Annotated in this window: 17 protein-coding genes; 3 read left to right on the plus strand and 14 right to left on the minus strand. The window is 43.9% G+C overall.

Annotated features, from left to right (window positions below; translation table 11 throughout):
- Positions 1–52 precede the first annotated feature (52 nt).
- The gene (locus tag G630_RS0102915; RefSeq protein ID WP_026497702.1) at positions 53–379 is read right to left on the minus strand and encodes an MGMT family protein; all 327 of its coding nucleotides are present in this window, start codon (positions 377–379) and stop codon (positions 53–55) included.
- Positions 360–1,082, minus strand: a complete 723-nt coding sequence (locus G630_RS0102920) for an epoxyqueuosine reductase QueH (RefSeq protein WP_026497703.1) — start codon at positions 1,080–1,082, stop codon at positions 360–362. Before G630_RS0102920 ends, G630_RS0102915 begins: the two co-directional genes overlap by 20 nt.
- Positions 1,083–1,174: 92 nt before the next feature.
- Between G630_RS0102920 and G630_RS0102925 the strand changes: the two genes are divergently transcribed.
- Positions 1,175–1,642: a GNAT family N-acetyltransferase gene (locus G630_RS0102925; RefSeq protein ID WP_026497704.1), complete on the plus strand. Its 468-nt coding sequence runs from the start codon at positions 1,175–1,177 to the stop codon at positions 1,640–1,642.
- A gap of 59 nt (positions 1,643–1,701) precedes the next feature.
- Here G630_RS0102925 and G630_RS0102930 read toward each other — a convergent pair whose 3' ends face one another.
- The gene (locus G630_RS0102930) at positions 1,702–2,226 is read right to left on the minus strand and encodes an NUDIX hydrolase (RefSeq protein ID WP_044958454.1); all 525 of its coding nucleotides are present in this window, start codon (positions 2,224–2,226) and stop codon (positions 1,702–1,704) included.
- Positions 2,227–2,345: 119 nt separating this feature from the next.
- Positions 2,346–3,470 carry an SLC13 family permease gene (locus G630_RS0102935; RefSeq protein WP_026497706.1) on the minus strand — a complete coding sequence of 375 codons (1,125 nt, stop codon included), beginning with the start codon at positions 3,468–3,470 and terminating at the stop codon, positions 2,346–2,348.
- A 177-nt stretch (positions 3,471–3,647) separates the two neighbouring features.
- On the opposite strand from G630_RS0102935, the gene G630_RS0102940 reads away from it, so the two are divergent.
- On the plus strand, positions 3,648–4,211 hold the full coding sequence (locus G630_RS0102940) for a TIGR01440 family protein (RefSeq protein WP_026497707.1): 564 nt from the start codon (positions 3,648–3,650) through the stop codon (positions 4,209–4,211).
- Between the two features lie 58 nt (positions 4,212–4,269).
- Here G630_RS0102940 and G630_RS0102945 read toward each other — a convergent pair whose 3' ends face one another.
- The 6 genes from G630_RS0102945 to G630_RS0102970 form a co-directional block, all read right to left on the minus strand.
- Entirely contained in the window at positions 4,270–5,175 is a 906-nt protein-coding gene (locus G630_RS0102945; RefSeq protein ID WP_155831914.1) for a hypothetical protein, read from the minus strand.
- Entirely contained in the window at positions 5,168–5,878 is a 711-nt protein-coding gene (locus G630_RS0102950) for an RNA polymerase sigma factor (RefSeq protein WP_242829888.1), read from the minus strand. The genes G630_RS0102945 and G630_RS0102950 overlap by 8 nt, the downstream gene beginning before the upstream one ends.
- Positions 5,879–6,143: 265 nt before the next feature.
- On the minus strand, positions 6,144–7,886 hold the full coding sequence (locus G630_RS0102955; protein ID WP_044958457.1) for a vWA domain-containing protein: 1,743 nt from the start codon (positions 7,884–7,886) through the stop codon (positions 6,144–6,146).
- A 204-nt stretch (positions 7,887–8,090) separates the two neighbouring features.
- Positions 8,091–9,524 carry an Ig-like domain-containing protein gene (locus G630_RS23295; protein ID WP_049946061.1) on the minus strand — a complete coding sequence of 478 codons (1,434 nt, stop codon included), beginning with the start codon at positions 9,522–9,524 and terminating at the stop codon, positions 8,091–8,093.
- 112 nt (positions 9,525–9,636) lie between these two features.
- Positions 9,637–11,733: a leucine-rich repeat domain-containing protein gene (locus tag G630_RS0102965; RefSeq protein ID WP_026497711.1), complete on the minus strand. Its 2,097-nt coding sequence runs from the start codon at positions 11,731–11,733 to the stop codon at positions 9,637–9,639.
- Positions 11,734–11,925: 192 nt separating this feature from the next.
- The gene (locus G630_RS0102970; RefSeq protein WP_155831915.1) at positions 11,926–12,894 is read right to left on the minus strand and encodes a hypothetical protein; all 969 of its coding nucleotides are present in this window, start codon (positions 12,892–12,894) and stop codon (positions 11,926–11,928) included.
- Positions 12,895–13,071: 177 nt separating this feature from the next.
- On the opposite strand from G630_RS0102970, the gene G630_RS0102975 reads away from it, so the two are divergent.
- Positions 13,072–14,034 (plus strand): GTP-binding protein, encoded by a 963-nt coding sequence (locus G630_RS0102975; protein ID WP_026497713.1) that lies wholly within the window; start codon positions 13,072–13,074, stop codon positions 14,032–14,034.
- A gap of 102 nt (positions 14,035–14,136) precedes the next feature.
- Here G630_RS0102975 and G630_RS0102980 read toward each other — a convergent pair whose 3' ends face one another.
- The 4 genes from G630_RS0102980 to G630_RS0102995 all read right to left on the minus strand — a co-directional run bounded on the left by G630_RS0102980 (position 14,137) and on the right by G630_RS0102995 (position 23,772).
- On the minus strand, positions 14,137–15,093 hold the full coding sequence (locus tag G630_RS0102980; RefSeq protein WP_026497714.1) for an alpha/beta hydrolase: 957 nt from the start codon (positions 15,091–15,093) through the stop codon (positions 14,137–14,139).
- Between the two features lie 108 nt (positions 15,094–15,201).
- Entirely contained in the window at positions 15,202–18,486 is a 3,285-nt protein-coding gene (gene carB / locus G630_RS0102985) for a carbamoyl-phosphate synthase large subunit (RefSeq protein ID WP_026497715.1), read from the minus strand.
- 70 nt (positions 18,487–18,556) lie between these two features.
- Positions 18,557–19,759, minus strand: a complete 1,203-nt coding sequence (locus tag G630_RS0102990; RefSeq protein WP_022760589.1) for a carbamoyl phosphate synthase small subunit — start codon at positions 19,757–19,759, stop codon at positions 18,557–18,559.
- Positions 19,760–19,896: 137 nt separating this feature from the next.
- Entirely contained in the window at positions 19,897–23,772 is a 3,876-nt protein-coding gene (locus G630_RS0102995; RefSeq protein ID WP_026497716.1) for a phosphoribosylformylglycinamidine synthase, read from the minus strand.
- Positions 23,773–23,858: the final 86 nt, after the last annotated feature.

Consider the following 23,858-nt stretch of genomic DNA (forward strand, 5'->3'; position numbering starts at 1 on the left):
TCCTTATAACTAATATGAATAATAATGAATTCTAACACAAATATCTGAAATTTCAAATGTCAGGTATGCCGGGCTTCCATATGAATCTGTCAATATCGACGTGAGTCTCATCCACAAATTCGATTCCGTCTGCCTCAAGCATTTTTATCTGAATGTTCTCACCCCCGAATGCAAATGCCGATGACACCCTTCCCTCGCGGTTCACGACGCGGTAGCACGGGATGTGCTCGGGATCGGGATTTACGTGAAGTGCATAGCCCACGACTCTGCTCCAGCGCCTGTTTCCTGCAAGCAGCGCTATCTGTCCGTAGGTCGCAACCTTTCCCTTGGGAATTTGCCTCACAATATCATAGATTTTATCAAAGGTGTTTTCTTCCATTTTCACCCTGCTCCTGTCTATCACGCTCCTGGCTTTCCCGCTCCAGCCTTGAAAACTCGCAGCCGCAGAAATCCTGCCTGTAGAGATCGAATTTATGCGACAGTTCTATAGAGCGTTTATAGCCGTCTTTTTTCTTAAAATCAGAAGGCAAAAACGAGACACTATATTTCTCCCCCATCTCATTTCCAATTCGGTTTAGTCTCGCTGCATCCTTTAAAGGCGAAATTGTGAGCGTTGTTGTGAAAAACTCGAAGCTATGCTCTTTTGCTATCCGAGCGGATTCCTCAAGACGAAGTTCAAAGCATCTGGTGCACCGCTCGCCCCCTTCAGGGCAATTCTCAAGCCCTTTCACAGCCTCAAGATAATCGCTTACGATATAGTCACCTTCGATGATTTCGATTTTCCTGGCGCCTTCATCGGAATTCATCCCCTCAAAATCGCCGTTTTCAACCTGTTTGTTATATTCGGCTATGAGGCGCTTTTCCTCCTCCACTCGCTTTCTGTACTCTGGTTCATTCATGATATTCGGATTGTAGAAAAACACGGTGATATCGAAGTACTGTCTAAGATACTCAAGACAGTAGGATGAACACGGAGCGCAGCAGGCATGAAGAAGAAGTCTTGGGAAACGTCCTTCCTTCTGGAACTGCTGTATTCTCTTTTCAAGTTCTTTTGCGTAATTTATGTTCACTATCTTTTCCATTTCAATTATACTGTTAATGTTTAAACTTCTATAACTATATCACAAAAGGTATTCGATGCTTCAAAATCGCGAGTACCTTGGGAGGAATGAAAATGAATTTCAGACGAGCACTTGATAAGGATATTCCACAGATTCACGAGCTTTTAAAACAGGTTAATCTTGTCCATCATCTGGGACGTCCCGATCTTTTTAAGAAAAATAATAAATATACCGACGATGAACTTAAAGTAATCCTGAAGGATGATTCAAGGCCTATTTTCGCTGCGGTAGATGACAATGATGTGATGCTGGGCTACGCCTTCTGTGTGCACCAGGAGCACCCGAATGACAATCTTCTTACAGACATCAAGACTCTTTATATCGATGATCTATGCGTTGATGAAAACTGCCGCGGTCAGCATGTCGGAAGAAGTTTATACGACTATGTTCTTGGCTGGGCCAAGGATGCCGGCTACTACAATATCACCCTAAATGTCTGGAACTGCAATGAAAGTGCCATGAAATTCTATGAATCACTTGGAATGCAGCCCTACAAGGTTGGCATGGAGCAGATTCTGTAATTTGTATTAAGCTCCTATATTATTGCGCAGTTGTATGCACATTGAATAAGGCTGTTTTTTCATATATTCAGCAGCTTCCCATCCAAAACAGCCTCAACAAGCTCATCACCTTCATAAGTGAGCTTTAGTGAAAAGAACGGCTGCGCAGGGTCTTTGATCAGATCAAGGAAAATCAGATCACCCTTCCAGAGATCAAGCTTTACAAGTTCGTCCTTGGATATCCATTCAAGGACGCCTTCGTTGCAGTCTCCTGCGTCGCCTTCAAAATCATCGGATGTGAAAAGGCACATGTAATCCGTTACATCGCCATTTTCAGCTTCCGAAGGCTCGTATAATCCGTCTCTGTTCCCGGCTACAGCACGTGAGTAGAACGTCACAATTCCCCTAAACTTCAAAGAATTCAGCTTGATTCCGGTCTCCTCAAGCACTTCTCTTTTCACACAATCATCAGGGCTCTCACCGTTTTCACAGTGTCCTCCCGGTGCAATCCACTTACCTTCATTTATATCATTCTTTTTCTTTATACGGTGAAGCATGAGATATTTCCCATCCCTCTCCATGTAGCATAGGGTTGTAATTTCCATATTGCTATCCTTTATATTTGTGCGAGTAATTCAATCTATTACCAAGATATTCTTCTTTTTTTCAGTTCTACGGGTAATCCTAAATTAAAAAATAACAATCATCCCTCAACACAGAAATATCAGACAATCACAAAGTGCATTCCAACAAATATCACAAGGAACAATACATTAACCGCAGTAAACACAAGCAGGTATTTTCCTCTGCTCTCCTTATAGTCATTGGAGAAAGCCTTGAAAGAAATAAGGCTCGCCATAGAGGCGATAAGGGTTCCGAGACCGCCAACATTTACGCCTGCAAGAAGCTCCTTGTAGTTTTCTGTAAAACCTGAAAGCATCAGCGTCGCAGGAACATTACTGATAAACTGGCTGGCCACCACTGAAGTGATAAACTCGCGTCCTTCCATCAGCTTTGTCAGATTCTCTTTGACGAAGTCCATGCGCCCCATGTTTCCGGTGAAAATGAAAAATCCAACAAAAGTCAAAAGTAGTATATAGTCAGCCCTTAATAGGATTTTTCCATCCATAACAGCAACTACAACAAGAACAGCTATCACCATTATAAACCACGGAACTATTCGAAGCACTGATAAAAGTGCAATCGCAAAAAGGAGGCAATAAACTACGATCTGTTTGGTGCCTCCAAAGTGTCTTACTATATTATAATCCTTCTTTCTGCCTTCAAGAGTCTTGGATTTTCCGGGAAGAACAAGCATCGCTGTAAGCAAAAGAACCGCTGCCATAACCGAATAAGGCAGCATGCAGAGCACAAACTCACCGATTCCCATTCCTGTAAGGCCGTAAAGATATAGGTTCTGCGGATTACCGATAGGTGTTAACATGCTTCCGAGATTCGCCGCAACAGTCTGAAGCACGATAACAGGAATCATCAGGTCTTCTCTCTTACAGCTACTAAGTGTCATAAGCGCGAAGGGCACAAAGGTAATCAGCGCCACATCGTTTGTTATAAACATGCTGCTTACAAAGCAAAGAAATACAAGGACTAATGCAAGCTGCCAGCTTTTCTTAACCTTTGAAAGAAGTACGTCTCCGATTTTCTCAAATATTGAATTCTCGCGAAGACCCTGAATGATGATCATAAGTCCCCAAAGTATTCCAAGTGACCTGAAATCAATGTATCCGGCATATTCAGAATCCGGGCGTACGATAAATGACGATAAAAAAGCCAGAATCCACGCTATTACAAGCACAGGATCTGACAATAGCTTCTTAAGTTTGTTTTTCATAATACTCCTCAAAAAATAAATGGATCTGTTTTATTTCCACATAAGATTCTATACAGTGGGAGAATTATTGCAAGGAAAATTTGGATGGAGCACTATTTTTCCAAACCCAGGTTGCTACTTTATTTGGTACTGCTATAATGGATATTGGTGATATAAAATAAAAAAGGCAGGTTCATTATGAATTTTGAAGAAATAACTGCGCAGAGCAGACAGGCAGTAACAGAAATACTTGAAGGAGCAAAACTTCGTCCCGGTTCCATCTTTGTAATCGGATGTTCATCCAGTGAGGTCCTTGGCGACCAGATCGGAACAGCCACGAATGTGGATGTTGCAAACGCTGTCTATGACGGCATTATTCCGGTTCTTAAGGAAAACGGAATCCTAGCAGCCGCTCAGTGCTGCGAGCATCTTAACAGAGCTTTGGTAGTTGAAAGAGAAACCATGGAAAAATACGGCTTCGAGCAGGTAAATGCTATTCCTCAGCCAAATCACGCAGGCGGCGCGCTTGGCACTGTATGCTACGAGAGATTTGATGATCCAGTTCTTGTTGAAAGCCTCAATTGCAAAGCTGACGCCGGAATAGATATCGGCGGTACCATGATTGGTATGCATATGCACAGTGTTGTGGTTCCGATGCGTATATCACTACGAAAAATCGGCGCTGCTCCTATAATCTGTGCAAGACACAGGCCTAAGTATGTTGGCGGACAAAGAGCTATATATGATGAGGAGCTGATGTAAAAAAGTCCCCTCATCCGTCTGCTTCGCAGACACCTTCCCCCGGAGGGGGAAGGCTTTTTTATTTACTTATGTATGTCTGAATCTCCTCTTCCGTCATGCCTTTATCAGAAACAAGGGAGTACATGATTCCATCTTTTTCCCAATAAGCAAATTTATAAGTTGTGTCGTCGCCGCAGGCGATAACTCTGTAACTGTCAAATTCCATAAGCTTTTTGTTTTCAAAAGAACTAACATCTAATTCCTCGGAACCGGTGAACAGTCCAATTTCAGATGCAAAATAGCTTATGCTGTTATTATCTGTTTTATAAAGGATCTCTCCGCCTTCATCATATTTAAAATATTGAACCTCTGTTGCTTCATTTTTCAGTGATTCAATGTCTGTAATATCAAATCCTAAAGCCTGTGAAAGCTCTGATGCAGATGAAAACTCATCTTTTGTCATTGCCGGGCTCTCAGCCTCCTCGGAAGCTGAATCCTCTTTAGCACTTCCTGTAAAATCTATAGCATTCTCAGATTCCGAACCCTTTGCACCCTCTGCTGCACTTATGGATGGTGTCATAACAGAATCTGCTGATTCAGGTAAAGCAGCATCTTCGGTTGCTTCTTCGGTAACCTCTGCATAGTCTATAGCTTCTGAAGTGGCTTCTTCCATTGTTTCCGTTGCAGAATCAGTTTCATATTCGGCAGGTGCTGTAGTAGCCATCTCTGACTTTGAACCGCCAAGTCCAACTGTTCTGATAACTCCATAGGTTCCAAGAATCAGCAGAGCAAAGACCGCTGCCATAGAACCATATCTCTTTACAAATTTTATTACATTATTACCGGATTTCTTTTTTCTTGTGCTATCAAATTCGGTAATATTAGCATCCCCCACACGTAGTTTCTCATCTACATTCGAAAGGATTCTATTGCGCATTTCATTGGTAATTTTTACTGATTCCATAACTTCATTATATTTACTCAAAGTCATACGCCTCCTTTAGAATATTTTTTAGCTGTCCTCTTGCGCGATTTAAATCAGAGCGGACAGTCGACTCCTTTCGATTCAAGATCCCCGCTATATCTTTGGTTGAATATCCTTCCTGATAGAAAAGATGTACCACCTCTCTATACTTTTCAGGGAGCTGTTTTACTGCCTCCCATACAAATGCCAGGTCCTCCTTATTCTCTGCAACAAGTTCTTCTGAAAGCTCATCGGCTTTTCTCACATTCAGATAGTCGATCTTGTTCTTACTCAAATTCGCTGCTACTGTAAGAAGCCATGCTTTCTCGTGCTTTTCATTTTCAAAATAAGGTGCCTTCCTGATGTACTGAATGAGCGTATCCTGGACGATGTCCTCCGCATCACTCATATTGTGAAGGTAAGAATAAGCTACTCTCAAAATATTGTTCCCGTATTTTTCCAGAATTTCTCCTGCTCTTGCTGCTGCGGCATTCTGAGCATCCGCACTTGCGGTCTTCTCTTCATAAGACATACTTTGAGTCTCACCGCCAAAAGCATGATACCGGCTACCGTTAGTTTGCTTTTTTACATCTGCTAAAATCGCACGGATAGCCCTTTCACTAAAATCTCTGTAATCTTTTTTTTCCTTTAAAAAGAATATCGTTTCAAAAATTGTTTCTACATAATATTTCGCGATATTCCTATGCATTGAAATTGTTCTCATCGTTTCCCTAACCCGATGTCATTTTTCATACCGTATGATTTCCTCCCACGCGACATCGATTCCCTCTTTATGAGTTGTCTTTTGTCCCTCGGATTCCCCAAATGATTTTTATTCCTTTGTTTTCAAAAAGACAACTGTTTAAATTTCCAATGCATAGTATATCACGATAACGGTGCGTTTTTCCAGATTTTGCACCAGGAGCTGGTTAAGATTATCCCCTCATCCGCCCCTTCGGGGCACCTTCCCCCCAAGGGGAAGGCTGTAATCAACTTCTCTTCGCCATCATTCTTACGAGCTGGCCGAATTCATCTCTGTATTCATCCTTGGTCTCGATTGTTTTGTAATCGTCCATAATGCCTGTAAGTGTTGCTGTTCCCTTATATTCACTGTCTGAAAGGATCATTGCAAATTCTGCTACAAGTCCTGCGAACTTTAAGTTTTCACTTCCGTTTTCATAGAAGTCCTTGTCGCCCACAACTACTGAGAAGAGCTGTGATTTGTCTGCCTCGGGCTCTTTGTAGCGAACGCTTACTGTTGCGTACTCATCGCTGTAAGCACTGTCTGAATCCTTCTTACGATTATCTTCTTTTTTATTATCTGAATCATTATCCTGGTACTTAAGCTTGATCTCGCTCTTTGCACCTGCAGGAATGATCTCGTAAAGTGCTACTACGCTGTGTCCTGCGCCGATCTCGCCGCCGTCCTTGGTGTCATCGTTGAAATCTTCGTCGTTCATGAGTCTGTTTTCATAGCCGATAAGTCTGTAGGAATTAACTCTCTCGGGGTTGAACTCAACCTGGAGCTTAACGTCCTTGGCTACTGTTACAAGTGTTGATCCCATCTCATCGATGAGGACCTTCTTGCCCTCGAAAAGTGAATCGATGTATGAATAGTTACCGTTACCGCAGTCTGCAAGTCTCTCAAGGTTGTCGTCCTTTAAGTTGCCGCTACCAAAGCCGAGTACTGATAAAAAAATGCCCTTGTCTCTCTTCTGCTCAATGAGTTTCTCGAGATCGTCGGGATTTGAAACTCCTACGTTAAGGTCGCCATCGGTGCACATGATGATTCTGTTGATGCCGCCTTTAATAAAGTTATTTTCAGCAATCTTGTAAGCTTTCTGAATGCCGGCTTCACCGTTTGTGCAACCGCTTGCCTGCATGCTGTCGATGGCATCTTTGATCTTTGATTTATTCTTCATGCTTGTTCCGGAAAGAAGTACTGCCTCCTGTCCTGAGTAGGTAACTATTGAGACGCAGCCCTTGTCGGGAAGTGTATCCACAAGCTCTGTGAGTGATTTCTGCAAAAGAGGAAGCTTATCGGGTTCATCCATTGAACCGGATACATCTACCAGGAATACCAGATTACTGTCGGGTGCCTCAGAAAGGTCGATGTCTCTTGTTTTCATACCAACAAACATGAGCTCGTGGTCCTCGTTCCAAGGGCACTTAGCGATTTCTGTCGTGATACCGAACTTCTCATCTCCCACAGGATTATTGAGGTCATAGGAAAAATAGTTGATGAACTCTTCCGGTCTGACTGCGCTGGGATTTATATCTGTCAGAGAATATCCATCCTCAATCATTCTTCTTACATTGGAGTAGGATGCTGTATCAACGTCTGCCGCAAAGGTTGAAAGCGGTTTTGCGGTTACAAGGTCATATCCATTCTCCTCAGGTTTTTCATAGGACTCTGTGTTGTACTCCTGAACGTAAGGATCGTAAATGTCGGTGCAATCCTCAGTTTCACACATCGCTGTTTCATATGAATTTTCAGCCCCTGCTGCACTCTTATCTGCTGTAGCTGCAGGTGCTTCGCAGGCCTCTTCCTCGTAATACTCAGTAGCAGCTGTCGGCTCTTCATAATACGCCTGGTCTGATGTCGACTCTGTAGTATAGGTTTCTTGTGCTGTGGTCGCCGTTTCATGTGTGCTTCCGCCGCATCCGCATACAGAGCTTGCTGCGATTATGATGCTTAGAACAACTGATGCAACATTCATTTTTCTTCTCATAATTTTTCCCTCCGTTTTTAAAAATGTGTCAGATTTTTAAAAAATAACTTGTTTGTTGCCGTTCTACTCTATATACAGATGGGATTCAAAAAATGTTGCAGATATTTCAAAAATTTTTTTATTTTTTTCCACAGAAAAAGCCGCCACATTTCTGCAGCGACTTTTTCCTGAAACTATTGAGGTTTATAAAAAGAATGAAGAAACTCAGTAGATACTAGCGGTACTTAACAGTGAATTAAATCCGCTAGGCCACAGATACCACTGTCCATCGGAAGGATCGCGGTAAACCTGTACTGTCAGGTTGTTCTTAAGGCAAGGATGGTTATCTGTGTGGAACAAAATCTGTTCAATCGAAAGCTCTACGCCGTAAATTGTGCTCTTCTGAGGTGCATAGGGAGATTCTTCCATAACAACGGTAATTGGCTGATTGTGGTTGTAGTTATAAGGCTTTGATCCCTCAAAGAATGCCCACGGAAGTTTTTCCTTCTTATTATCATAACCGAAATAATATGTAAGGTTTCCGGCACCACCAACAGATGCTCTGGAAATGTGAGGTGAAACCAAAAGTTCATTCATCATTGCCTGACCTTCTGCGTCTCTGCCCTCTGAATAAGCTGTCATAGCTGCAAGTGCGCATGCAACTGTGAGATACTTACCATCCTGTTTTCCATCGGCTTCACTTCCCTTACCGTTACTGCGGTCGATTTTCTTCATGTGTTTTGCTCTCTGAGGTAGTCCGTTAAAGGTGATTGTAGTCTGGTTAATCTCCTCATATACCGGCTTTCCGTTTCTTGTAGCTTCTCTTGTAACAGTCTTGTATGAAATAGCGGGCTGTCTGATCACAACAGGATCAACGATTGTAAGATTGCAGGAAACAGAATACCCGGCTGCTGTTGCTGTGATAACTGCGCTTCCGTCATCAACGCTCTTTACAACGCCGCCTGAAACTGTTGCTACTGCTTCATTACTGCTGCTCCAGGTTACATTTGATGCTCCGCTTACAGTAAGTGTAAGTGTCTGCCCATAGTTAATTGTTGCAGAAGTCTGGCTTATTGTGAACTGAGGAACAGATACTGTGCAGGATACTGAAGTTTTTCCTGCCGAAGCTGTGATAACTGCGCTTCCTACGCCTACAGCTGTTACAAGGCCGTTATTTACTGATGCAACCTGATCGTTACTGCTGCTCCACTTTACATTTGCTGCATTACCTGCATTTAATTGTAATGACTCTCCAAGGAAAACCTGAGCCATTGTCTCATTTATATTCATATCAGGTACCGTAACCTTTACAGAATAATTACCTGTGCTGCATTTTCCTGTAATTGTTGCTGTGCCGGGTTTATTAGCTGTAAGCACGCCCTTCTTTGTTACAGATACAACTTTCTTGTTTGAGCTCTTAAAATTCTTTCCGCCCTTTACGGAGATCTTCTTAGTTGCTCCCGCTACAAGGGTTATTCCCTTAGCTTTCTTACTCTTAACCTTCTTTGCTTTTTTAGTCTTCTTTTTAGATTTCTTAGCTTTCTTCTTAGCCTCTGCGGTAATTGTTGCCTGAGGTCCGAAAACGCTTGCTGCCGGGCTTGCCGCCAGGATAAATGACAATAATATCGAGAATAAAACTACTGAAATTCTTTTTTTCATCTGAATCCTCCTTATAGAACTTCTTATTTTGAGAGAAATTTCATTTTAATCCCCCTCATCCGTCTGCTTCGCAGCCACCTTCCCCCAAGGGGGAAGGCAGAAAATTTTTGTATTACTTTTTAATTTTCACTCCGGCATCCGTCTTCTTTTTAAGAAGCTTTGTGTAAGCCTTAAGTTTCTTCTTGGGTGTCTTGAAAGTAGCGCCTTTCTTAATCTTCTTGAAGGCCTTAGCACCGATGCTCTTTACCTTGGCTCCCTTGAAGGTGATCTTTTTAAGATTTGAGCACTTGAAGAATGCCTTCTTACCGATCTTGGATATATTTGCACCGATTGTAACCTTCTTAAGTTTCTTACAGCCCTCAAAAGCACTGTCGCCGATTTCAGTAACCTCGCCTTCAACTGCGAGACTTGTGATCTCAGTATTCTTGAATGCCGAAGGTCCGATCTTGTTTACGGGATAATCCTTATCTCCGATCTTTACAGTTCCGGGAACAGTGAAGTCTCCGCTTACATCCTTTGTGGATTCAAGTGATGCATTCTCTCCGTCAACCTTGTAATGAGCGCCATCAACATCAGCCTCTGTTACAGGTGCAGCATCCTCGACCTTCTTAGCCTCCTCTGTGGGCTTTCCTGCTTCGCCGGACTTGCCTTCTTCACCGGGCTTTGTTTCTTCGCCGGGTTCAATTATTGGCTTGCCATCCTTGTCGAGAGCAGGGATATCTTCGATGTCTATTGTCTGAGTCTTGAAAATTTTGTTTGTAAACTCTGCTGTATATGTAGTTGTTCCCTTCTTACCTATTGATGCCGGAGTTTTAACTTTTGATGAAACCAGTCCTTCTTCCTTTTCTACTTTTCCGCATTTATCTCTTTTACAGGTTCTTGACGCCGTACATGTCTTTCCATCTGCACTCCATTCATATACAGGATCCGCATAATCATGTCCAAGTCTCGGAATAGAATCTCTATTCCCTGTCCTTACATGTTCTCCGCATATAAGACAATCATGGTATTCCTGTTTATTACCTGCTCTTTCACATGATGCAGGAGCGCTTACTCTCCAATACGGCTCACCAAAAACGTGCGCATCTGTATCAGGAACATTTACCTGACTTGGAAATGCAGCAAAATATGAGGAACCATTATCAGATCCATCCGGCTCACCTTCGATTGTGAAATAAACAAAATAGTCTTTTCCATAAGTTTTATTCTTCAGATCGAAGGGAAGCTCGTATGTAATTTCTCCTTTAGCATTTTCATATTTCCCTAAATTCACATATTCATAGAGTTTTGTATTGGACATATCAGCAAGATATTTATCACCTAGTATCTGCTTGTTAGTGATAATAAGAGACATTCTGCTATAGTTGTTATATTTGTAGTTTGCATCAACTTCATATGAAAACTTGATCTTACCTTGGCATCTTCCAATAGTCTTAGTTGTTATTTTACGTTTATCAGAATCATATTTATCTAACAGAGTAAGCTTATACATACCATGTGTTGAATCCGCCTGCCCAACTTTTGTAGAGAACAGTATTTTGTTTAAAGGTATGTTCATTGATGGAGTAAAGCCAATTACCTGGGTATTTTTTTTATCACTATAGACACTACCATTTGTATTAACATAGTACCCATAATCAGTGCCATACGTATCTCTTAACCACCAGTCTCTCTTGATCCCGTTATAGCTTTTTATCATAGCTTGTGAATTATTACCATAAAATTCATTAATATCACTTTTACTAAGCAAACAATAATCCCAGCCGTGATATCCATCATCAATCTCCTGTATCACTCTGGATTCCAAAGGAGAAAAATGTGCTTGTTCTACGCTGGCAGTTCTAAAATAATAATTTACATCATAAGTTGACCTATGGCTGTTCTCCCATACCGGCATCTTACAGTCGATTAACAGACAAGGCGTGGACACTGTAAACCCACTCTGACATTTCGTTTTGCTGAGAACGTTGAATAAAAGTTCCTCTCGTCCATCTGCCATGCCATACGTAATAACATTAAAATGTCCAGGCTCGATATTAGTAATCGAATTAGCCCCCAAGCTTGTATTAGCTGTTGTTTTCACCACCGCAGCCTCAGCTTTAATGGCCTCTCCTCCTACAGCCGGCAACATTGTTACACTCAGGGCACACGCCAGCACTGCCCCCAGGACTTTTCGTCCCATTTGCTTCATTAGTTTCCTTCTCTTCATTCTTTATAACCCCCTTTGTTGCTGTGAAATTTGTTTTCACGTTTCCGCGAGATTATTGTAAATATTTTTTAAAAATTCCACTACCGCCATTTGGGGGTAATTTTGTCAAAAAATTAAAAAAGAGGTAACGCAGATTGATACGTTTCTGCATTACCTCAGTTTCCCATAATCAAATATCCGATTTTCTATTTCTTATTCAAGTACTCCCGACACGCCTGTCCATTCGTAGGTCGGATCAGCTTCTTTAACATATTCAAAGACCATCGCCATATTTGAATCATTTATTGTGATTATGCTTTTGCCGTCATAATCCGATTTAAAGTAGATCATCTTCTCCTGTCCTTGGTCTGTCGCAACATAGATGGTACCATCATCCCAGGAGAGATCGTAGTAGGTACCTATAAAGTTCGCATAGCCTTTTCCGTCAGGGCAAAGCATCATATCAAAAGCTACTCCTGCTTTCTTAAGCTGGTCAGCGGTGTAGGTCTTGCTATCCTCCTGAAAAGCCATAATCTCATAATACCCTGTATCGTTATGTTTTGCTGAAGACATATCCGGCAAATATGAGGAATCCAGCATCTCATCCGTGAGCTGATCTATGGTTTTGTCATAATCACCGTTATCGTAGGCCTGTTTTTCCTCGTCAGTCATGCGGACAAATATCATCTCGTCGCTCTCCTGAGCGATTGTAAGTTTACCGTCGGCAAAAGTATAGGGCACATCAGTATCGCTCACTGTATCATCATGCATGTGGAAATATTTCTCATCCCAGTCGAAATCCGTCATTTCACCCATCATGTTAATTTGACCTGTTCCATCGGGATTAATGACAGCGAATATACCTGATCCGATTGCAGCTAATTGCTCAAGCTCAGCAGTTATATCCTCACCGTCCGTGGTCATGGATATTACCTTGTAGTAGCCGGCAAGAGTATTCTCATCCTGCGCGATTTCCGAAGAAGCTGCTTCTTTATTATCAGTATTATCTGTAGTCTCGGTTGTTTCCGGTATCTTGTCAGAAGTTGCCTTCAGTTTTCCCTCAGGAATGCTCGTAGTTTCGCCGGTATTACCACTATCCGCGCCTTTCTTCGAGGAACCGCATGCAACTATAGAAATTGACATAGTAAGAACTATTGCAACGGCCAGAATTTTTCTCTTCATATTGCCCCCTTCATATCTGAATTGAAAATTTATGTTGCCACCTATTATTCTAGGAAAAAATCCCGCACACATCTACCCCCAAATGGAGGTAATTATTTCTTAGTAGAGATTTTTTATCATCGCAAAATTCCTTTTTATACTATAATTGGTAGAAAAGAAATGATCAGAGGATGAAATATGGTAAAAATAGACTTGATAACCGGTTTTCTTGGTTCCGGTAAAACTACCTTCATTAGGGAATATGCTAAATATCTGCTATCACAGGGTGAGCGTATATGTATCATTGAAAATGATTACGGCGCTGTAAATATAGACATGGTGCTGCTTCAGGATCTTTTTGGTGAAAACTGCAACCTTGAGATGATTGTCGGAGGCGACGGCCAGGAAGCTCACCGACGAAGATTTAGAACAAAACTGATATCCATGGGAATGAGCGGCTACACAAGAGTTATCATCGAACCCTCGGGAATTTACGACGTGGATGAATTCTTTGATGTGCTCTACGACGAGCCACTTGATCGCTGGTATGAGATAGGAAATGTAATATCTATAGTAGATGCTTCATCTGTGAGTTCACTTGAAGGAATGTCACGCTATCTCTTCATGTCTGAAATCGCTCATGCAGGAAAAATAGTTGTAAGTAAGATTTCGGATGGCACAGACGTTCCCAAAGTTATTTCAAGCGTTAATTCCATCATGGCAAAATTCGGACTGGGAAAAGAAGGCCCCTGGTTTGATCTCTCCAAGGATTTTATTGCCAAGCATTATGATGAGTTTACAGAGACTGACTTTAAATCTCTTGCAGGTTGTGGCTACAGACATGCATCTTATGTAAAGCTTCCCCTGGAAGATAAACAATTCACTCCGCTCTTTTATTTTGATGTTGAAATATCCGAGGATAATCTGAGAGAAATTGCAGAATCACTTTTCAAAGATACTAATGCCGGAAAAGTTATCAGAATTAAAGGCTTTGTAAAGACCGGTGACAACTCGCAGATTGAATTTAATGCTACTGAAAACGAGCTGAAGATTGCACCTGTTGTTTCAAGCAGGAATGTACTGATAATCATCGGTGAAGAATTAAATAAGGAATACATAAATTCGATTCTTAAGGATTACTGTAAAGTAGTATCGCTATAAAGCTATATCGTCAGGCGAAACGTGCGCCGCTAGGCGCACGACAAAAAAGGAATGTACTGTCTTCAGCACATTCCTTTTTATATTTTGCTTATCAGATAATTATTATAATCCAAGAGGATCAAGGAAATCTCTTACTGCGTTCATATAACCTTCCTTGTCATCGAGGACACCCTCAATGTGGGCACTGTCTGCATGATAAATGGTTTTTACAGAGCTTCCGACATTTTCATAAACATCTTCAACCATATCGGGGAGGCATACCTCATCCTTATCGGATACGATTATCATGGTCGGCAGCTGATCCTTTGCCACTTCCTTCACAGTATCTCCGTCATCGAAATCGACGTGGTTTACAACCTTCATATATCCCTTAGTTACCGCGATAAGATAGTTAGTCATGGGTGAATACATTCCCTCGAGGCCATCTCCGAACATAAGTCGCAACATGGATTCCATGCTGGGAACAGGACTGTCGCAGATAACCGCATCAGCTGCCTCGGGTGTTCCGGGAGTTACGTTTGATGCATAGATCGCGGTGGTCTGAGCCCCCATTGACTGTCCGTGAACAATAACCTTTTCTTTACCGAGAGTCTCTCTTGCATATTTTACAAGTGCTCTCACATCGAGTTGTTCATGAATTCCGAAAGTAACCTTTTCGTCGGGATTAGCTCCATGGCCTCTCTGATCATAGGTAATTACATCATAGCCATCCTCAAGATAAGGCTCAGCCAAGGTTGCATCGAATGTTCTGTCGCCGCCTGCACCGTGAACAAGCACTACCAGCTTATCACTTCCGTTATCATAATAAGTTCCGGGAACTTCATTCCCATCCTCTGCTGTAGCGCTGATATCCACGCCTGTATACTTACTCCTGAAGCCTTCCAGATCATAGCCCCACTTTTCAAGCTGCTTTAAGCTGTTTCCAACAGTATCATTATCTTTGTTCTGATACAGAATACGGTCTGTGATATAGCCGCCCATTGCTACTGATCCGCCAATAAACAGTACTACGATGACAATCAGTATAATACTTAAAATTTTAGTGATTTTCTTTTTCATTTCCCCAAATTCTCCTTTTTCACACAGTGTTAATATCTTACCATAAAAAACATGAAAAGAGCAGAAAAAATTGGAGGCCTTTTACAGCCTCCAACTTTTACATATTCATTAGATTTTTGCTATGTCTACAAGCTCAAGAGTATCCTCTTTGTAGGTATCCTCAAGGCTTGTAACAAGCGCTTTCGCTGTATCGAGTGCAGTGATTACGTTAACACCTGTCTCGATTGCTGTGCGGCGAATCAGGAAACCGTCTCGGCTCTTATCTCGTCCCTGGGTGGGCGTATCGATAACAAGATCTATTCTGTGACCGAGGATAAGGTCGATGACCGTAGGTGATTCCTGGCTGATACGGTTGACCTTCCTTGCCTTTACGCCGTTCTCGTTAAGTGTGTCAGCAGTTGAGCGTGTCGCATAGATGATATAGCCAAGCTTTTCAAAGCGTCTTGCTATGTCGATAACCTCGCCCTTATCCGAATCCTTAACGGTAATTATCATCTGCTTATGCTTAGGAAGTTTTATTCCTGCTCCGATGAAGGCCTTATAAAGAGCCTCACTGTATGACTTGCTTATACCAAGGCACTCACCTGTACTCTTCATCTCAGGTCCTAGGCTAATCTCAGCTCCTCTGATCTTCTCGAAGGAGAATACCGGCATCTTGATAGCGATATGCTCTGCCTCGGGCTGAAGTCCAGGTGTATAACCAAGCTCTGTGAGCTTTTTGCCCATCATTACCTGAGCTGCAAGATCAACAATCGGAATGCCCGTAACCTTACTGATGTAAGGAACGGTTCTTGAGGATCTGGGGTTCGCCTCGATGATGTAAACCTCATCTCCCACTGCGATGAACTGTACGTTTATGAGTCCGATTACATGGAGCGCTTTTGCAAGTCTCTCTGTGTAATCGGCGATGGTCTGCTTTACCTTGTCGGAAAGTGACTGTGCGGGATAAACCGAAATGGAGTCTCCGGAATGGATACCTGATCTCTCGATATGTTCCATAATTCCGGGGATAACAATATTCTCTCCGTCGCACACTGCGTCTACCTCAGTCTCAACGCCCTGCAGATACTTATCTACAAGTATCGGATGATCCTGAGCGATTCTGTTGATTATGTTAATAAACTCTTCGATTTCTTTATCAGAGAGCGCAATCTGCATTCCCTGTCCGCCAAGTACGTAGGAAGGGCGAACAAGTACGGGATAGCCAAGTCTGTTTGCTACCTCCTTAGCCTCCTCTGCTGTATAAACTGTCGCACCTTCAGCGCGCTTAATTCCAGTCTCCTCAAGGATTCTGTCAAAGATTTCTCTGTCCTCTGCTGCATCAACATCCTCAGCCTTGGTTCCGTAAATCTTGACACCCATTTTCATAAGATCCTGAGTGAGCTTGATTGCGGTCTGTCCACCAAACTGTACTACCGCTCCGTCGGGCTTTTCAAGTCTTACTATGTTCTCAACATCCTCGGGAGTGAGGGGCTCAAAGTAGAGCTTATCCGCTATATCAAAATCGGTTGAAACCGTCTCAGGGTTATTGTTGATGATAATGGTCTCATAACCTGCCTTTTCGAAAGCCCAGGTTGCATGAACAGAGCAATAGTCGAACTCGATACCCTGACCGATTCTGATGGGGCCTGAACCGAGAACAAGGATTTTCTTTTTGCCGCTTCCTTCGCCCTCTGCCTCATTTTCCTCATCTGCATCGCCGTATACCGAGTAGTAATAAGGTGTCTCAGCTGCAAACTCCGCAGCGCAGGTATCAACGAGCTTGTAGGCTGCCTTGATTCCATAGAAGTCCCTCAGAGCCTTAATTGTTTCAACTGAAAATCTTGTAAGTCTGCTTATTACCTTGTCAGGATACTCAAGCTTCTTAGCATTAAGAAGTGTATCGGCGCTTATGATTTTCTTAGCTTCCTCGAATTCGGGAACATTCTCCTCGGAGGGCTTATGACGTGCTATTGTGCTCTTTTCACCAAGTCGCAGGAGCTTAAGCTCCATCTTGACAAGCTTGTGTATCTTATCGATGAACCAGAGATCGATCATGGTTATCTTATGAATCTCCTCATGGCTCATTCCGCGGCGAAGCGCCTCTGCGATAACCCAGATTCTCTGGTCATCCACGATGGTGAGTCTGTCCTTTAACTCGTCGTCATCAAGCTCTGAAAAATCGTAGCTTGTAAGGCAGTCAACATGCTGCTCAAGTGAGCGGATAGCCTTCATCATCGCACCCTCAAAGTTGGTGCAGATACTCATAACCTCACCGGTCGCCTTCATCTGCGTTGTAAGTGTACGTTTTGCCGTAATAAACTTATCGAAAGGAAGTCTCGGGAATTTAACTACGCAGTAGTCGAGTGTAGGCTCGAAGCTGGCGTAGGTCTTTCCAGTAATAGCGTTCTTAATTTCATCAAGTGTATAACCGAGAGCAATCTTAGCAGCAACCTTGGCGATCGGATAACCTGTTGCCTTGGAAGCCAGAGCTGATGAACGGCTTACACGGGGATTAACCTCGATTACACAGTACTCAAAGCTTGTGGGATGAAGCGCAAACTGTACGTTACATCCACCGGTAATCTGAAGCTCATCTATGATATTGAGAGCTGCGCTTCTGAGCATCTGGTACTCTTTGTCGGTAAGTGTCTGTGAAGGCGCAACAACGATACTGTCACCTGTGTGAACACCTACGGGATCAATGTTTTCCATGTTGCAGACGGTGATGCAGTTACCTGCGCCGTCACGCATAACCTCGTACTCAATCTCTTTCCAGCCTGCAATACAGCGCTCAACAAGAACCTCGTTAGCTCTTGAAAGTCTGAGTCCGTTTTCAAGAATCTCCTCACACTCTATTCTGTTATGTGCGATTCCGCCGCCGGATCCTCCAAGTGTGAAAGCAGGTCTGAGAACTACCGGATATCCGATTTTCTCAGCAAAAGCCACACCGTCATCGACGTTATGCACAACCAGTGATGCTGCGCAGGGCTCGCCGATTTTTTCCATGGTATCCTTGAACTCCTGACGGTCCTCAGCTTTTTTGATAGTCTCAGCTGTTGTTCCGAGAAGCTTTACACCGTGCTTTTCAAGAAATCCTGACTCTGCAAGTTCCATTCCAAGGTTAAGTCCTGCCTGTCCTCCAAGAGTAGGAAGAACGCTGTCGGGCTTTTCCTTTTCAATGATCTGCTCGAGAACCTTGACTGTGAGAGGCTCAATATAAACCTCATCCGCTATGTCTTTATCTGTCATGATGGTTGCAGGATTGGAGTTTACAAGGACAACCTCGATGCCCTCCTCCTTAAGGGAGCGGCAGGCCTGAGTTCCAGCATAGTCGAACTCCGCCGCCTGACCGATTACGATCGGTCCCGAACCTATAACCAAAACTTTTTTCACATCTAAATTTTTGGGCATTTTATATCCTTTCTCTAGTTCAACACCTCATCCGGCGCTTCGCGCCACCTTCCCCTCAAGGGGAAGGCTTTTATTTATTCTTCATCATGTTAATGAACCTATCGAATAAGTATCCGCTGTCCTGGGGACCACAACAGGCCTCAGGGTGGAACTGAACTGTGAAGATGTTCTTTCCGACATACTTAAGTCCTTCGTTTGTTCCGTCGTTTACATTCACAAATGCAGGTACCGCTACATTGCTGTCGAGTTTATCGGTATCTACCACGTAGCCGTGGTTCTGGGATGATATATAAACTCTTCCGGTCTCCAGATCCTTGACGGGGTGGTTACCACCTCTGTGACCGTACTTCATCTTATAGGTATCTGCTCCTGTTGCTAGTGCCATGAGCTGGTGTCCAAGGCAGATTGCAAAAATCGGAACATCCGATGCATAGAGCTTTTTAATTTCCTCGATAACGCCTGTGCATTCCTTCGGATCGCCGGGGCCATTACTAAGCATTATGCCGTCCGGTTTTCCCTCAAGAATCTTCTCCGCTGATGTATCCTGAGGATAAACTGTTACGTCGCATCCTCGTGCAGCAAGAGAAGCTGCTATGTTATCCTTTGCTCCTACATCCAAAAGCGCAACCTTTAGGCCTTTGCCGTTAAGCTCCTTAACAAGGCTGGGGCGCTTTTCTCTCTTGGAAAGGTCTCCCTTTAAGGATGCCTCGTAGTCTTCCTTCTTAAATACCGCACTTCCGGAAAGCGGTCCATTGTCAGAGAGTTCCTTACTTCCTGCAATATTCTTTACTTCTTTGCAGGAAACCTTCTCAACAACTTTTCCTGTAGTATATGCCTTGAGCCTCGGAATGATCTCATCAAGGTTGTAGTTCTCGTTGGTGGTTATCATTCCGTTCATTGTGCCCTTTTCACGAAGGATGCGAACAAGCTTACGCGTATCTATTCTCTCTATTCCCGGAATATCGTATTCTTCAAGAAATTCCTGGATTGTCATGTCGCATCGGAAATTGGATGCCACGTCAGAGAGCTCTCTGACTATAACTCCGTCCAGCCAGATGCGCTCGGATTCCATATCATCCTTGCACACGCCGTAATTTCCGATAAGCGGATAGGTCATGCAGACCGCCTGTCCCGCATAGGACGGATCAGTAAAGACCTCTGTATAGCCCGCCATGGAAGTATTAAATACGATTTCGCTTATTACTTCCTTTACCGCGCCTATGGCATGGCCCTTGAAAACTGTGCCATCCTCTAAGATCAAAAATGCTTTCATTCGCTCCTCCTGTATAATTCCCCTCATCCGGCGCTGCGCGCCACCTTCCCCCCTGGGGGAAGGCTTTGAGGTTTGTTTCTTCTTTATTGCCTTCCCCTTGGGGGGAAGGTGTCAGACGAAGTCTGACGGATGAGGGGTTAGCTGAAGTATCTAACGCCACTCTCAAATATCTTCATATCCTGCTCGCCGAAGATGTTAACAGCTACGCCGTCTCCTCTTCTCTCTGAGTGGCACATCTTTCCAAGGCATCTGCCATCGGGTGATGTGATACCCTCAACTGCCATGTAGGAACCGTTGATGTTCCAGAGATTGTCGAGATGTACCTGACCCTCGGGATCGCAGTACTGTGTAACAACCTGACCGTTCTCGAAGAGCTTCTTAAGGGCATCTACGGGTGCTACAAATCTTCCTTCACCGTGGGATGCGGGATTTACATAAACTCCGCCGAGTTCAGCGCCCTGCATCCAGGGAGACTTGTTGCTGACAACCTTAAGGTACGCCATTGTTGAGATGTGGCGTCCGATTGTGTTGAAGGTCAGTGTCGGGCTCTCAGGATTCTGTCCTGTAATCTGTCCGTTGGGAACAAGACCAAGCTTGATCATAGCCTGGAATCCGTTACAGATACCAAGTGCAAGACCGTCTCTCTTCTGAAGAAGGTCGTTAACCGCTTCCTTGATACTCTCATTCTGGAAGGCAGTTGCAAAGAACTTGGCACTTCCGTCCGGCTCATCACCTGCTGAGAATCCGCCGGGGAACATGATGATCTGTGCCTGTTCGATTGCCTTCTTAAATTCAGCAACAGACTCTACGATATCCTCCGCATTTCTGTTTCTGAAGATTTTTACTATGGTGTCAGCACCTGCTCTCTCGAAAGCCTGAGCAGAGTCGTACTCACAGTTACTTCCGGGGAATACCGGGATGAAAACTGTGGGCTTTGCTGTCTTGTTTTTGCAAACATATATATCAGAAGTCTTATATTCTTTTGTAAGTGCACCATCATCAAAGATGCTCTTCTTATCTGCGCTCTCGGTATCCTCCTCGGAAATGGGTGCTACTGAAGGGAATACCTTTTCAAGCTTATTCTTCCAGTTTTCAAGAGCCTCTTCTTCAGAAATCTCAACGTTTCCGATAGTGAACTTCTTGTCATCGGTAACCACACCGATTTCTCTTGCTTCTCTGAGTGCGAGTACTTCTCCGGCCTTATCTGCGGGAACTTCCACCAGGATGTTTCCGATTCTGTTTGTGAAAAGGTCCTCATTTTTCACACAGCCCGCGATCTTCACACCGAATCCGTTACCGAATGCCATGCGGCTTATAGCTGCTGCTACGCCGTAGGAATCAATTGCATAAGCTGCGGAAACATAACCCTTCTGCATAAGGTCGTGTATCTCATCGTATCTGGCCATAACCTTTTCATAATCAGGAAGGCCGTACTCATCCCTGTCTATCGGAAGCTCGATGAGCATATCTCCGGCTTTCTTAAGCTCGGGAGTAATGACATCACTCTGCTTTGCAACGTCCACTGCGAAAGATACAAGAGTCGGAGGAACGTTGATCTCACCGGATGCTCTCTTTTCATCGCCCTCATAGAAGAAGGATCCTGACATTGAATCCTTACCGCCGATTGATGCGATACCGAATCTGAGCTGTGCCTCAAAGGATCCGAGAAGGGCTGTGAGCGGCTGACTCCATCTGGTCTTGTCAGCTGTCATTCTCTGGAAGTACTCCTGGAAGGTGAGATGAAGCTTTTTATAATCACCGCCTGTTGCTACGATTCTGGCAACAGACTCTGTTACTGCATAAGCTGCGCCGTGGTAGGGACTCCATGAAGAGAGGTAAGGATCGAAGCCGTAAGCCATCATTGTTACGGTATCCGTTTTTCCCCCGAGAACAGGGAGCTTAGCTACCATGGACTGCGTCTCTGTCAGCTGGTATTTTCCTCCGTAAGGCATGGTCACTGTGCCTGCGCCGATTGAAGAGTCGAACATCTCAACGAGTCCCTTCTGTGAGCAGACATTGAGGTCTTCCATTTCTGAAAGCCATGCTGTTTTTACGTCGTTATTCTTAAGTGCTTCGCCTGCTGCTTTGCACGCATACTTATCAAAATAGTTATCTTCTGCTGCAGGAATCTGAACCTCAACCTCAGTCTCCTGATGAGCGCCGTTGGTATCAAGGAATGAACGCTTGATGTCTACGATTTTCTTGCCTCTCCACTTAAGGACAAGTCTGGGCTCCTCAGTAACAATAGCAACCTTAACTGCCTCGAGGTTCTCCTCTGCTGCGTACTCAAGGAACTTATCTACCTGAGAAGGATCAACAACTACTGCCATTCTCTCCTGTGACTCGGAGATTGCAAGCTCTGTTCCGTCAAGACCTGCGTACTTCTTCGGAACCTTATCGAGATCTACATCAAGACCGTCTGCAAGCTCACCGATTGCTACGGATACACCGCCGGCACCAAAGTCGTTACATTTTTTAATAAGTTCTGAAACCTCGGGTCTTCTGAAAAGTCTCTGCAATTTACGCTCTGTAGGTGCGTTACCCTTCTGAACCTCAGCGCCGCAGGTAAGGATTGAATCAGCTGTGTGAGCTTTGGATGAACCTGTAGCTCCGCCGCAGCCGTCGCGTCCTGTTCTACCGCCAAGAAGCACAATGATGTCTCCGGGATCGGAGCTCTCTCTTATTACATGTTCCTGAGGAGCAGCGCCCATAACAGCACCGATTTCCATTCTCTTTGCAGCGTAGTCAGGATGGTAAACTTCCTTTACATAGCCTGTTGCAAGACCGATCTGGTTACCATAACTTGAATAACCTGAAGCAGCACCGCGAACAAGCTTTTTCTGTGAAAGCTTACCTTTAAGTGTATCAGCAACCGGAACAGTGGGATCAGCTGCACCTGTCACACGCATTGCCTGATATACATAACCTCTTCCTGAGAGCGGATCTCTGATAGCGCCGCCAAGGCATGTAGCAGCACCACCGAAGGGCTCAATCTCTGTAGGATGGTTGTGAGTCTCATTTTTGAAAAATACGAGCCAGTTTTCTTTTACAGGGCCGTTACCGTAGTCAACATCTACAGGAACAACAACTGTACATGCGTTATTCTCTTCAGACTCTTCCATGTCTGTGAGCTTTCCGTCTTTCTTGAGTTTCTTCATTCCCATAAGGGCGATGTCCATAAGGGAGATGAATTTCTCCTCGCGCTTCTTAGGATCAGCGTAAACGTCCTCTCTCGCGCTAAGATATTTATCATATGAAGCTTTGATAGGCGCAGCATAGAAACCGTCACCAAAGCTTACGTTTTTGAGCTCTGTGCCGAAGGTTGTATGACGGCAGTGATCTGACCAGTATGTATCAAGAACGCGGATCTCTGTCATTGAGGGATCGCGCTTCTCATCATCGTGGAAGTACTGCTGAATCCACTTGAAATCATTAAAGGTCATAGCAAGACCGAAGGATTCGTAGAGCTTTTTAAGATCATCCTCTGCCATATCCTTAAATCCGTCCAGAATCTTAACATCCTCAGGCTCTTCGAAGTTATCTACAAGAGTCTCAGGCTTTCCTTCATCAGCAATTCTTGAATCAACGGGGTTCATTACGTACTCTTCTATTTTAGAAAGTTCCTCATCAGTAATGTCTCCCATCAGCATGTATGTTACAGCTGTGCGGATAACCGGCTCCTCGTCGCCCTTAATAAAACGTACACACTGAACTGCTGAGTCAGCCCTCTGATCGAACTGTCCGGGAAGCGCCTCAACGCTGAACACTTTTGCCCCTTCCGGGATCTCGATCTTTTCATGATAAAGGATATCAACCGGGGGCTCTGAAAAAACTGTAGTGCAGGCTTTTTCAAATACCTCATCCGAAATGTTCTCCACATCGTAACGGATGAACTCCCTTACCTTGGATACACTCTTGATACCGAGATAGCTCTTGATCTCCTTACGAAGCTCCTTGGCTTTTCCGGCATAGGGTGCTTTCTTTTCCACATAGACTCTTCTGACTTGGCTCATAAATCTCCTCCTGATAGTTTATAAATGTCATCCCCTCATCCGTCAGCTTCGCTGACACCTTCCCCCCAGGGGGAAGGCCCGAACAA

Source organism: Butyrivibrio sp. WCD2001, from assembly GCF_000424485.1.
Lineage (GTDB): Bacteria > Bacillota > Clostridia > Lachnospirales > Lachnospiraceae > Butyrivibrio.